This window comes from Vibrio salilacus (genome assembly GCF_002811245.1).
Lineage (GTDB): Bacteria > Pseudomonadota > Gammaproteobacteria > Enterobacterales > Vibrionaceae > Vibrio > Vibrio salilacus.
The window spans coordinates 1-13,287 of record NZ_NIVQ01000009.1; the positions used below are offsets into that span (position 1 = coordinate 1).

The window sequence follows — 13,287 nt, forward strand, 5'->3', positions numbered from 1 at the left end:
GAACTTGATGATCTTGAGCTGCCAGAGTATGGCGAAGAAGACGCCCTAGCGGATGCCGAGCCGTTATCGGACAACGATTTGCCTGGAGATGAAAACTTTGGCTTAGATGCAATGGATCTACCAGAGCTTGAAGAGATCCCATCTGAAAGTAAGGTAAGCGCAGAGCAAATTGCTATGGCGCATCAAGAGTTTGACCAACAAGCCTTCGATGAATTGTTAGCAGAAGACGAAGTGCAGTCGAGTGGATTCTCTTTTGATGGTCCTATTGATAGTGTGACATCGGACAGTGCGGGCATGGATATTGAGGCTATGTTGGAGATGGGTGAAGACTGGAATGGTTTCAACCTATCTCCCGAGCAACAAGCTCAGATAACCGATGATATTCCTGAAGATGAGCAAGCCATTTGGGCACAAGACAACATACCCGAGCAAGCTCAGGTGTTAGATGAGAACTGGGGCGATCAACCCGAACTTGAAGAGTTTGACCCAACACCAAGCCAATACCGTACTATTGATGAACTGATGGCTGAGGTTGAATCGGAAGAGCAGCAAGAAGTAAATGACGAACTTAAGCTCGATGTTGGCTTGAATGACTTCCCGGATGTTATTGGTGACATTGGTGATGCAACGGATATTGATGCAAACTCAGAAGCGGCTGGTAAGCTTGATTTAGCCAAAATCTATATTGAAATGAATGACTCACAAGGTGCGATAAAGCTGCTTGAAGAAGCGATTGTTGATGGCAGTGATGATATTCGTCGTGAGGCAAAAAATCTGATTGATGCGATCAACCGAGGCTGATGCATTATCAAGTAAACAAAGGGGGGCGGTTTAGCCCCTTTGTTTTTTGGTATATACTTCGGGCCCCATTTTAGGTCAATCAATCCAGTGAGAACAAGTTGATGAGAATAGCTTTATGTATCGAATACAATGGTACTCAATACTATGGCTGGCAGCGCCAAAAAGAGGTTAAGAGCGTTCAAGAGAAAGTAGAACGCGCGTTAAGCGTTGTCGCGAACCATCCGATTGAAGTTCAGTGTGCCGGACGAACTGATGCCGGTGTACATGGCACCGGTCAAGTGGTGCACTTTAATACCACAGCGACACGTAAAATGGTCGCTTGGACAATGGGCGCTAATGCTAACTTACCTAATGACATCACGGTGCGATGGGCCAAAGAGGTTCCAGAAGAGTTTCATGCACGCTTCTCTGCGACGGCACGTCGCTATCGTTATATTATATTTAATAGTCCACTGCGTCCTGGGATCCTCTCTTCTGGGGTGAGCCATTATCACGGTGAGCTTGATGAACAGAAAATGCATCAAGCAGGGCAGTATTTGCTCGGTGAAAATGATTTTACTTCATTTCGGGCAACACACTGTCAATCGCGAAGTCCGTGGCGAAACCTTATTCACCTTGATGTTACTCGTCATGGTCAGTATGTTGTTATTGATATCAAGGCCAACGCTTTCGTTCATCATATGGTGCGTAATATCACTGGTAGTTTGATTTGTGTTGGACGTGGTGAACAAGAGCCAGAATGGATTGAGTGGTTGTTAAAGACTAAAGATCGTAAATTGGCTGGTGCGACTGCGAAAGCAGAAGGGCTTTACTTAGTGGATGTCGATTATCCTACTGCGTTTGAATTGCCAAGAGTGCCTATTGGGCCACTATTTTTGCCAAACAACCTGAACTAAATCGTGATAAATTGTTCAAATAATCAGAGCTTTAGTGTGTGAGGTTTGCAGTCAAAAAATAGGTACAACCAGTTTTTTGTCTACACTTGGCATTTAATATGCTTTAATCCTCACGCGTAAATTCAGAATTTGTATCCTGCGCATTTAGCGCGGGAGTAGATAGAAAAGGTCTTCCATGAGTTGGCTTGAAAAGATTTTAGAAAAAAGCAACATCGTTACTTCTCGTAAAGCGTCTATTCCTGAAGGGGTTTGGACTAAATGTACTTCATGTGAACAGGTGCTTTACCACGCTGAACTTGAGCGTAACTTAGAAGTGTGTCCGAAATGTGATCATCACATGCGAATGAGAGCACGTCGTCGTCTCGAAACCTTCCTTGATGAGGGAAATCGTGTCGAACTTGCTGGTGAGCTTGAGCCACAAGATAAGCTTAAGTTCCGTGATTCGAAAAAGTACAAAGATCGTCTCTCAGCTGCACAGAAAAATAGTGGAGAGAAAGACGCCCTGATCGTAATGAAAGGCGAGCTTCTTAGTCAGCCGATCGTTGCCTGTGCCTTTGAGTTCTCATTTATGGGTGGCTCTATGGGGTCGGTAGTCGGCGCTCGATTTGTGCGTGCGGTAGAAGCGGCCATCGAAAACGAGTGTGGTTTGGTGTGTTTCTCGGCCAGTGGTGGCGCGCGTATGCAAGAAGCGCTAATGTCATTGATGCAGATGGCAAAAACCAGTGCAGCACTTGAGCGTTTGTCGGCTAAAGGCTTACCGTTTATCTCGGTAATGACTGACCCAACGATGGGCGGTGTATCGGCAAGTCTGGCAATGCTTGGTGACATCAACATTGGCGAACCTAAAGCCCTAATCGGTTTTGCGGGTCGTCGTGTTATTGAGCAAACCGTACGTGAAGATCTCCCTGAAGGCTTCCAGCGTAGTGAGTTCCTATTGGAGCATGGTGCCATCGACATGATCGTTGATCGCCGTGAAATGCGTCAGCGTATTGGTAGCCTAATGGCGAAGATGAACAATAAATCATCGCCTTTGGTAGTTTCTGTTAACGATTCACCAAATCAAGCTGCTTATTCTGTACCAGAAGCGGACGAAAAAGGGTAAAGTAACTCACTAACAAGCAACCACAATCAATTGGTTAAAGTTAGATGAGTCAACACCAAAGTCCTCAAGCCACATCACCTCTATCGATGTGGCTTGATTATTTAACTAACATCCACACTTCAGCAATCGACCTCGGTCTTGAACGCGTTCAAGCTGTTGCCCAGTCAGCCAGTCTGACTAAACCCGCTCCTACTGTTATTACTGTCGCCGGTACCAATGGCAAAGGGTCTACCTGCGCTTTAATGGAGGCGATACTACTTGATGCAGGGTATTCTGTCGGCGTCTATAGTTCGCCACACCTGATTCGTTATAACGAACGTGTGCGTATCAATGGCCAAGATATGGCCGATGATAAAATCGTCCAATCGTTCGATTTCATTGAGAGACAGCGCGGTGAGATTAGTCTAAGCTTTTTTGAATATGGCACATTGGCTGCCTTGCGCTTGTTCCAAACTGAGAATGTTGATGTCGTGCTGCTCGAAGTTGGCCTTGGCGGACGTTTAGATGCCACCAATGTTGTCGATCACGATGTCTCGGTTATCACTAGTTTAGCGATTGACCATGTCGATTGGCTCGGTGATGACATTAATGTGATTGGCTTTGAAAAAGCAGGCATCTACCGTAGTGGTAGACCAGCAATATGTGGTCAGCCTAAAGCTCCCGTGACGGTCGCCGCCCACGCCGACGACATAGGCGCAGAGTTTTATCAAGTCGATATTCAGTACCGCTTTGAGCAAACCAGTGACACGCAGTGGCAATGGACGCATGGCAGCTATTGTTTAGATCAACTCCCGTTGCCTAGTTTACCGTTGGCCAACGCTGCCACGGCGTTGATGGCATTAGCCACGGCGAATCTAGACCTGACGGATGTTAATATCGTGAATGGCTTAGAGCGAGCTACTTTACCTGGGCGTATGCAGGTGATATCGCAACAGCCAACCGTTTTACTTGATGTGGCTCATAATCCTCATTCTGCCCAATACTTGGTCGAGCGCGTAAAACAGCACTATCCAACTCAAACGGTTCACACAGTGGTAGCGATGCTACACGACAAAGATATTGCCGCAACATTGGAAGTTTTAGCGCCGATTGCTGAGCATTGGTATCCTGCCTCCTTGTCTGGTCCACGCGCGGCTAAAGCGCACGAGCTGACCCAACATTTGGCCCAGCAAACGCAACAATACGATAACCCTGTCAGTGCTTTTAAAGCGGCGATGACAAACGCGGCTAAAGATGATGTCATTCTTGTCGTCGGTTCATTCCACACGGTGGGTGAAGTTTTAGAGCATTGGCAGAGCAAAGGAGAATAAATGGCGAGCAAGTTCCAAAACCGTCTTGTTGGCACCGTTATATTGGTTGCTATTGGTGTCATCGTTTTACCTGATCTACTCGATGGTAAGAAGGCGCACTATCAAGAAGAGATAGCAAGTATTCCTCTTAAACCTGAACTTGATAGTGAACTCGAGAGCTTTGAAATTCTCGACCCTATTGATGATTCACAAAGCCTTCCGCCAACGCCCGTTGAAGTTGTCGAAAACGCTGAATCGAATCAGGCTCAAGATGCGCCGCTGACGGTTGAAATTAAAGCGGTTCCCGAGCGTAATGAATACCAAGAAAGTGCTTGGATTGTACAATTGATGGCGCTCAAAAATGCCGAGAATGCGAAGAACCTAGTTAAGGATCTGCAAAAACGCGGTTATCAAGCCCATACAAAACCAGAAAATGGTTTTACTCGAGTGATCATTGGCCCAGATGTATCAAAGAGTAAACTCGAGCGTCAGATCATTGAGCTAGAAAAAATAACTGGTTCAAAAGGTCAATTGCTCAAATTTAAACCACTAAACCCATAAGAAAACGTTTGCGTCAGCGTTTTTTCTGTTAAAATGCGCGCCAACTTAAGATGTAAGTACAAAATGAATCCATTAGATATTGTCATTTTAGGTGTGATAGGCCTGTCGGCTTTGATCAGTTTAGTTCGTGGTTTCACTAAAGAAGCCTTGTCACTTGTTATTTGGTTTGGTGCTTTTTTTATCGCCAGCCAGTATTACGCTAAATTAGCGGTCTACTTTACGCGTATTCAAGATGACATGATTCGAAATGGCGCTGCGATAGCAGCCTTGTTTATTGCTACTCTAATTGTAGGGGCAGTAATCAACTACGTCATAGCGCAACTGGTACAAAAAACGGGTTTGTCTGGAACAGACAGAGTATTGGGTGTGGTCTTTGGTGGCTTACGCGGTGTTTTAATTGTTTCAGCTGCACTCTTTTTCATGGACGCGTTTACAACGTTTCCGGATTCGCAATGGTGGAGAGGTTCGCAATTGGTCCCGGAATTTAGCCGCGTGATTGCACCTTTCTTTGAACATTTGCAAGCAACATCAAGTTTCTTATCTGGCGCGCTATAACGCGCCAGCTATTGTCGAAAATCGAGGGTTAAGACATGTGTGGTATTGTTGGAGTCGTGGGCACTTCGCCTGTAAACCAGTCTATCTATGATGCGTTGACGGTATTGCAGCACCGTGGCCAAGATGCTGCGGGCATTTGTACCATAGATAGCAATCGTTTTCGTCTGCGTAAGGCGAACGGTTTAGTCAAGGATGTATTTGAAGCGAAGCACATGCAACGTCTTCAAGGTCACGTCGGCATTGGTCATGTACGTTACCCTACGGCAGGTAGTTCAAGTTCCTCTGAGGCCCAGCCTTTCTATGTGAACTCACCATTTGGTATTACTCTTGCTCATAACGGTAACTTAACCAATGCCGCTGAGGTTCGCCAAAAACTGTTCGAAAAAGATCGTCGCCACATCAACACGACGTCTGATTCAGAAGTGCTTCTCAATGTCCTGGCGCATGAAATCGATACGGTTAAAGGCAATGTCACTACCGATGATGTATTTCGTGCGGTAACCAATGTTCATCGTACAATTCGTGGTGCCTATGCGGTCACTGCGATGATTATCGGCCATGGAATGGTTGCGTTTCGTGATCCAAATGGTATTCGTCCTCTTTGTCTTGGCAAGCGTCAAATTAATGGAGCAACCGAATATATGGTTGCCTCTGAGTCTGTTGCTTTGGATGCCGTTGGTTTTGATTTTATTCGTGATGTGGCACCTGGTGAAGCTATCTACGCGACCTTTGACGGTCAGCTACATACTAAGCAATGTGCTGATAATCCAAGCCTTAACCCATGTATTTTCGAGTTCGTTTACTTCTCGCGCCCAGACTCTTTTATCGATAAAATCTCGGTTTATAGTGCACGTGTTGAGATGGGTAAAAAACTCGGAGAGCGTATTCGTGATGAGTACAGTCACCTTGATATCGACGTTGTGATTCCAATTCCTGAAACTTCTTGCGATATCGCGCTGCAGATTGCACAAGCTATCGACAAACCATACCGCCAGGGTTTCGTTAAGAACCGTTATGTCGGTCGTACTTTTATTATGCCGGGTCAACAGCAGCGTAAAAAATCGGTACGTCGCAAACTGAATGCGATTCGATCTGAGTTTAAAGATAAGAATGTATTACTGGTAGATGACTCTATTGTGCGCGGTACGACCTCTGAACAAATCATCGAGATGGCACGTGACTCTGGGGCGAAGAAAGTCTTCATGGTGTCAGCCGCGCCGGAAATTCGTTTCCCTAACGTGTATGGCATCGATATGCCAAGTGCCGTCGAGTTGATTGCTCATGGCCGTGACAACGACGCCATCTGTAAGCAGATTGGTGCTGACGAGCTTATCTTCCAGACGTTAGAAGACTTAGTTCAGGCAGTAGGCTGCGGTAATACCGATATTGCTAAGTTCGAAACCTCGGTATTTAATGGCGAGTATGTTACGGGTGACATTGATCAAAATTACCTCGACTTTCTAGAGTCGCTGCGTAGTGATGACGCAAAGGTTCAACGTGAAATACAACAAGATTTAGCCAACCTTGAGCTGCACAACGAAGGCGCTTAAGTGATCAATACTGAATAACAATCATCAAAGGGGGCGGATGTGAATCTGCCCCCTTTGATTTGTTTTTTGGGTCGGTTAACTTTTCGACTTGGTCATTTGTGACAGCATAAACATGGCAGTTGCACTCAATACAACTGAAGGCCCTGCAGGGGTGTCATAGTGCCATGACATCGATAAGCCAATAAGAACTGCGATTGCACCAATCAGCGCGGCAAACATCGCCATCTGTTCGGGCGTTCGAGCAAGTCGACGTGCAGTCGCAGCTGGAATGATCAGTAGCGAGGTCATGATCAGTGCGCCAACAAACTTCATGCCGATGGCGATCACTAAGCCAACCAACAGCATTAAAATTAATCGCATTAAATCAATGTTATGCCCTTCAACGGCTGCAAGGTCTTCGTTCACCGTTGTTGATAGAAGCGGGCGCCAGAAGGCAAAAAGTACTAAGCCAACTAAAACCACACCAGAATAGATGTAGATGAGATCGCTTGGTGATACCGCTAATAAGTCACCAAATAAGTAACTCATCAAATCAATACGTACACTATCGAGAAAGCTGACGGCAACAAGTCCGAGTGAAAGTGAGCTATGGGCCAATATACCAAGTAGGGTATCTGTCGCGACAAGTTGCTGTTTTTGTAACGTGACTAACAAGATAGCCAATGCCAGACAGCAAACCGTCAGAGCTAAGTATAAGTTAATATCGAGTAGGAAACCGAGTGCTAAGCCCATTAAAGAGGCGTGCGCCAATGTGTCGCCAAAGTAAGCCATACGGCGCCAGACAACAAATGAACCTAGCGGGCCGGCAATGGCGGCGATCCCCAAACCGGCAAAAATGGAAGGCAGGAGAAATTCAATCATGATGATGCCCGTGAGAATGATGTGAACAGTCAGTGGCTTCGCCAGTTACTGGTTGGCCTGCCAAGTCGTGGTGGTGATGATCATGTTGGTGATGATAAAAAGCCAGTGATTGTTGATGGTTGTGACCAAACAGTGCAATGTAACTCGGATGCTGAGCAATATCTGCGGGGGCACCAGAGCAGCAGATATGATGATGGAGACAAACCACATCATCGGTTTTAGCCATCACGAGATGTAGGTCGTGTGACACCATGAATACCGCGCAATTAAAGCGATGACGTATGGTATCGATCAGATCATACAAGTCGATCTGCCCCTGTACATCGACCCCTTGAGCAGGCTCATCGAGGACAAGCAGATCAGGACGTTGCAAAAGTGCCCGCGAAAGAAGTACACGTTGAGTTTCACCACCTGACAGCGAATGCATATTGCTACAGGTTAAGTGCTCTGCGCCGACTAATTTGAGCGCATCGTTGATTTCCTGACGGCTGTATTTCCCTGCCAGTTGTAAAAATCGATCAACGTTAAGCGGTAGAGAGTCGTTCAGTTTAAGCTTTTGCGGAACGTAACCTATCTTTAACCCTTTTGTTTTCGTTACTTGACCGCTAAATTGACGTTGTAGCCCAAGTAGAACTTTGACTAAGGTCGACTTTCCAGCGCCATTCGGGCCAATCAAGGTGGTAATTTCACCACGGTTTAGACGTAAGCTGACGTTATCGAGTACTTTTCGTTTTTCGAAGTGAACGCAGATATCATTTAGTTCGACTAGAGTCGACATGAATGGAACTCATTTGCAATTGTTTATTGTTATAATGTAACATTTGTTCCTCATTTAAACCAGTCAGTAGTTCTTCGTCATGAAACAATTTATCTCGGCGTGTGCCATTTTGTTGGCCACGATAAGTACCGCCCAAGCCGCTACGGTGTTGACCAGTATTAAACCTATTCAGTTGATTGCGACTGAAATCGCGCACGGGATTAATACACCTGATGTGCTGTTGTCCTCCAATACTTCACCACATGATTACGCCTTACGTCCTTCTGATGTCAAACGCATTCGTTCTGCAGACTTGATCATATGGTTCGGTCACGATCTGGAACCATTTTTGAGTAAAATTCTTGATGGGCGAGCAAAGGTGCTGACATTAAGTCAAATTCCAGATTTAGCCCTACGTGAATATGTGCATGGCAACCACAGCCATGAGGGCCATGATCACGGAAGTTATGATTCGCATTTTTGGCTTGGCTATCTCCCGACAAAACAAGTCGCGCAAGCCATTGCGCTGGCGATGGCTGATGCAGACCCTCAACATCGCTCGCAATACCTGAGTAATTTAGCTTCATTTAACCGTCAGCTAGAACAGCAGCATCAAGCCATCAAGCAGCAGCTCGCGCCAATAAAAGCACGCGGTTACTATGTTTTTCATGATGCATATGGTTATTTCGAGCAAGATTATGGCCTCAACCATCTTGGTTACTTCACCATTAGCCCAGACCGAAAACCAGGAGCGAAGACATTGATTTCGATTCGCAAAGCGCTCTCTGGTAATGACGTTTACTGTTTATTCACTGAACCTCAGTTCACCCCTGCAGTTGTTCAGTCTGTTACTCGGGGTAGCGACACCAATATCGGTGTACTGGATCCTATTGGTAGTGATATAGAGGTAAAACAAGGTGGTTATTTTACGTTTAAGCAGCAATTAGCAGACAGCTTTAGCCACTGTTTGAGTTCTGACTGATTGACGATCAAGGATAGCGTTACTTTCTCGGTTGGTTCACTATCTGTGAAGCTACCGAGAAAGTCGGCACTAATTGCTTCACATCACTTGTTAATCGACTTATTTATTAGGTAATTTATCATCACAAAATAACACTAAGCTACCTTGTTACCTTTGGTCGCGCTATTATCGCCTTTTGGTTGTAGCCAAGGACGGAAATAATTGAAGAAACTATTACTGATACTCTACATGTTTTTATTTAGTGTAGAGGTTCAGGCATTGAATACCTCACCCAAAGTTTTTTATCCACTCCCCAGTTTGGCTGAGGGAAAAGTCTTTGCAGCTAAAAACTTATTTCGTGCCGATGGCGGCGGCATCTGGCTGCAGGATGTACGCAATCAAGTGCTGTTTTTTGACGGCCAACATATCATGCCGAAGTGGGGCTCCGCCCTTGAGCACGATGCAGAGCAGATCGCCTTTGCAGACAATGCTTTTTGGACCGTTTTTCAAAACGAACTCTATCGAACGGTACCTAATCAGGAAAAGCAGCTGGTTTTAAACTTGACTCCCGGAACTGAAATTCTTTCTATTGGCACCTCACAACGCTTTATTTGGCTCACTGATCAGCACAACTTTTATACCTATCTTATTGATACTGGTGAACTAACTCAATACTCACTCACTGAACTCTATCAATATAATCAGGCTGCGAAAATTACGATAAACGACGCCAAACTGGTTCATTCAAAGTGGGTGTTAGCGACCAATTCTGGCGTGTTTCTTTCACAGCAGCAGACGTTTAAACATGTCACTAGTTCAGGCAGTCATTACGCCGAGACACTCTATTTTTCTGCAGCACGAAACGAACTGGTGGTAGGAAGCTTAAATGGTGCACTGGTATTCGATATTTATAATCCGCATAAACCAGTCAAGCGCATTTCACATGACCATGTATTGAGTATTACTGAAACCGATCAAGAATATTGGATTGGTACTGAGAAAGGGTTGTTCATCTATACCTTTAGTCGTGATGAAACTCGTCAATTTGATCAAGGCTTTTGGACTGGAAATAAACTTACTGGTGAGAAAATCTATGCGTTGCTCAATGATCATCGTGGTGGGGTATGGATAGCTACTGAGCGGGGAGTACGTTATTTCTCGACTTTTTCACGCCACTTTGTACGCTATGCATACTTACCCACCAGTTATGGCCGAAATAGAGAAGTAGCGATAAAACTGCAAAGCGCCTCGACGCAAGATGGCTACTGGATGTTGACCAATCGCGGCATCTATCGTCTTGGGACAAGTGACCTTGAACCAAGGAAATTAGTTTACCAAGGTAAAGTGAATGACTTCGAACAGCGTAACGGCATTTTATGGCTCGCCACCGGGCAGGGTATTGTCGGTATTGATTCTGTTACTGGAGAGAGGATTGACACTGATTTACCAAAAATACTAAAACAGAGCGATGTGCGCTTTATTGAGTTCGATGAGCATAATATATTGTGGGGAGCAAGCAATAACCAGTTATGGAGCTATCACCTAACAAGTAGACAATATACCTCATATGGCTCGGAATGGATGATTGAACAATACTTGCCTGCGCAATTGACGCATATGTTTGTCACTCATCAAGGCTATCTGACCCTAGGGACGGAACACGGTGTCTACTTATTGCGTGATGGTAAGGTGCGATTTTCCGGAGAAAGTCTGACCTATGGCGAGGTGATTGACATTGAACAGATCTCAGATAGTGAGCTGTGGGTTGCCGGTCGTTATGGTGCTTACAGGTTCGACATCGACAGTCAACAGACTCAACCGCTAACTATGGTGGATGGGCATGTTACTCCCAAGTGTTTACTAAAAAACAAGACGGGAGTGTGGTTAACCTCGTCGAGTGGATTATCCAGATACTCAGAATCAGGACGATTTGAAAGTCATTACGGTGAACCTCTAGGTTTGATTAACAATGAGTTTATTTCAGCACTTTGTAGCTACAGTAGTGGTAGTAAAGAGACATTATTGTTGGGTGCCCGCAACACATTCGTCGAAATTGATACCCGTCAACTTAATGATAGCGTGCTGCCAAAAGCCGAAGTTATCTTCAGTAAAATTAAACAAAATCAACAGTTGTATTCACTCGGTAACACCGTCCAATCTCCGTTGGAGTTAAGTAAGGGAGATTCGCTATTTTTCCAATTTGGTATTGTACCGAGCTCAAGTAACCTCGATCTTGAGTACCGACTCGTTCGTGATGAAACATGGACAATGCTTGATGGGGCGACACTCTCTATTGAACATTTAAAGCCTGGTCGATATACCCTCGAAGTGCGCGCACTGCGTAATGGGGTTGAACAGAGTAACATTAAGCATTTTGATTTTACGGTCAAGGAGCCATGGTATACGTCATATTATGCTGGGGTGATGTATGTGCTACTAACGATGGTCATTGTTTCTGCCATCGTTTTTTGGCGTTCACGTATTATGTCTAAATCAAATCGTGAATTGCGAGCACAAGTGGCACTAAAAACCAATCAGCTTCGCCATCAAAGCCATGTTCTGATCGATAACAATCAGCAGTTACGTAAACAACTGCAGGTGCGAGGGTTAATTTATATCGAGTCTATTCATGCGTTGCGTGACAAGTTGTTGAATAAAACGGATAGAAAAGACATCAATCAATCAGCGGTAGACTATCTGGCTAAACAACTTGATCTATTGGTCAATATACGTTCGACTAATGGTCAGGCTTTACCTGTGTATAATCTCAGTTTGATCGTTCAATCGGTACTACGTGGCTGGCAAAAGGAGCTCGATAGAGCGGGCGTTCACGTCGATATAGAGGTGAGTGATGGCTTCTATATCAGTCTTAAAGTCTTCAACCTTGATGAGATATTTAATTTTATCTTCGATGGTATCGTCAAGCGTTGCTATCGCAACCAAACCGTAGTGATCCAGTTGACCCGAAGAGATGATTGGGTCACGCTTTCTATGCTTGACCAAGGCTACGCACCTGAGCAAAGCGAGTCAACCCATACCTACGGCTTAGTAGACTTGGTGGCGCAAAGTGGTGGTAAAATCTATAGCCACTCTTCAGCAGAACGTAACTTGCTGCAGTTATCTTGGCCAATCAGCGAAGTATTTGAAGAGAAATCAACGGCCACTGCACAGCAGAATGCGTCAAAAGAGGGCAGATTGCAGTACGACCCGTGGTTAGAAAAGTTGGTAGACTTGGTTGAAAAGCAGTACACGGAGCCTGAGTTTAGCACTTCCGTTGCGGCTAAAAAGCTCTACATCTCAGAACGCAGCCTGCAACGTCGGGTCAAGTCGGCTTTTGATAAAACCTTCACTGAATATCTCAACGATACGCGTTTAGATCACGCTTGCCGTAGATTACTAGCTGGCGGAAAGGTTTCGGATGTCGCATTTGAGTGCGGGTTTAATGATCCTTCTTACTTTAGTCAACGTTTCAAGCATCGGTTTGGAATGTCACCGACACAGTTTGTCGAGCAACAAGATGATGTTTAATACGTTAGTTAGTGTGATTAAAGTGGAATTAATTGAAAAGCAGGAGAGAGAAGAAAAAAATTCGTGGTACAGCCGGGGAGGCCATACCACGGGTGCCAATGACACCTTCGCTTGCTGCCGGAGTGGTGCTGTTTGCACCACATCTGGAATTTAAATGTTGTTGCCTTAAGGTTGTAGCCTCTCGACGGGATTAACTATAATCCGACAGACTTTTTTTATTTATAAAATTAACGCCAAGTTAGTATAAGAAAAACGACACAAGGTTAAACTTCTGATTTTTAATACTTTATTTCTATTTTTATCTTTTTTAATACCACTCCAAGTAAAGAAACCACCTAGATTAGTGTGTCTTTGACGTAATTAACGGAGATTTTTTTGACGTTTTTACCTTTCTATACTTGCAAACATTGATTTCAAACAAGATTA

11 protein-coding genes are annotated in these 13,287 nt (G+C 44.9%); 9 read left to right on the plus strand and 2 right to left on the minus strand.

What is annotated here, in order from left to right; genetic code table 11:
• The 7 genes from CDZ87_RS08130 to purF form a co-directional block, all read left to right on the plus strand.
• A partial coding sequence (locus tag CDZ87_RS08130) for a FimV C-terminal domain-containing protein (protein WP_281251959.1) occupies positions 1-801 on the plus strand: 801 nt, incomplete at its 5' end.
• Between the two features lie 101 nt (positions 802-902).
• A complete protein-coding gene (truA, locus tag CDZ87_RS08135; protein WP_100753092.1) occupies positions 903-1,697 on the plus strand; it encodes a tRNA pseudouridine(38-40) synthase TruA in 795 nt (264 codons plus the stop codon).
• A 175-nt stretch (positions 1,698-1,872) separates the two neighbouring features.
• Positions 1,873-2,799 carry an acetyl-CoA carboxylase, carboxyltransferase subunit beta gene (accD, locus tag CDZ87_RS08140; RefSeq protein ID WP_100753093.1) on the plus strand — a complete coding sequence of 309 codons (927 nt, stop codon included), beginning with the start codon at positions 1,873-1,875 and terminating at the stop codon, positions 2,797-2,799.
• A gap of 44 nt (positions 2,800-2,843) precedes the next feature.
• Positions 2,844-4,109 carry a bifunctional tetrahydrofolate synthase/dihydrofolate synthase gene (gene folC / locus CDZ87_RS08145; RefSeq protein WP_100753094.1) on the plus strand — a complete coding sequence of 422 codons (1,266 nt, stop codon included), beginning with the start codon at positions 2,844-2,846 and terminating at the stop codon, positions 4,107-4,109.
• Complete coding sequence (locus tag CDZ87_RS08150) at positions 4,110-4,649, plus strand: SPOR domain-containing protein (RefSeq protein WP_100753095.1); 540 nt, start codon at positions 4,110-4,112, stop codon at positions 4,647-4,649. It abuts the gene before it with no gap.
• A 63-nt stretch (positions 4,650-4,712) separates the two neighbouring features.
• Complete coding sequence (locus CDZ87_RS08155) at positions 4,713-5,204, plus strand: CvpA family protein (RefSeq protein WP_038177049.1); 492 nt, start codon at positions 4,713-4,715, stop codon at positions 5,202-5,204.
• A gap of 35 nt (positions 5,205-5,239) precedes the next feature.
• Complete coding sequence (purF, locus tag CDZ87_RS08160; RefSeq protein WP_100753096.1) at positions 5,240-6,754, plus strand: amidophosphoribosyltransferase; 1,515 nt, start codon at positions 5,240-5,242, stop codon at positions 6,752-6,754.
• Positions 6,755-6,829: 75 nt separating this feature from the next.
• Here the strand turns inward: purF and znuB are convergent, their stop codons facing one another.
• Together znuB and znuC are read right to left on the minus strand one after the other, a co-directional pair.
• Positions 6,830-7,615: a zinc ABC transporter permease subunit ZnuB gene (gene znuB / locus CDZ87_RS08165; protein WP_100753097.1), complete on the minus strand. Its 786-nt coding sequence runs from the start codon at positions 7,613-7,615 to the stop codon at positions 6,830-6,832.
• Complete coding sequence (gene znuC, locus CDZ87_RS08170) at positions 7,608-8,393, minus strand: zinc ABC transporter ATP-binding protein ZnuC (protein ID WP_100753098.1); 786 nt, start codon at positions 8,391-8,393, stop codon at positions 7,608-7,610. The genes znuB and znuC overlap by 8 nt, the downstream gene beginning before the upstream one ends.
• Before the next feature lie 79 nt (positions 8,394-8,472).
• Here znuC and znuA point away from each other — a divergent pair, with 79 nt between their 5' ends.
• A complete protein-coding gene (gene znuA / locus CDZ87_RS08175; protein WP_100753099.1) occupies positions 8,473-9,354 on the plus strand; it encodes a zinc ABC transporter substrate-binding protein ZnuA in 882 nt (293 codons plus the stop codon).
• A gap of 228 nt (positions 9,355-9,582) precedes the next feature.
• On the plus strand, positions 9,583-12,861 hold the full coding sequence (locus CDZ87_RS08180) for a helix-turn-helix domain-containing protein (protein ID WP_100753100.1): 3,279 nt from the start codon (positions 9,583-9,585) through the stop codon (positions 12,859-12,861).
• Positions 12,862-13,287 lie beyond the last annotated feature (426 nt).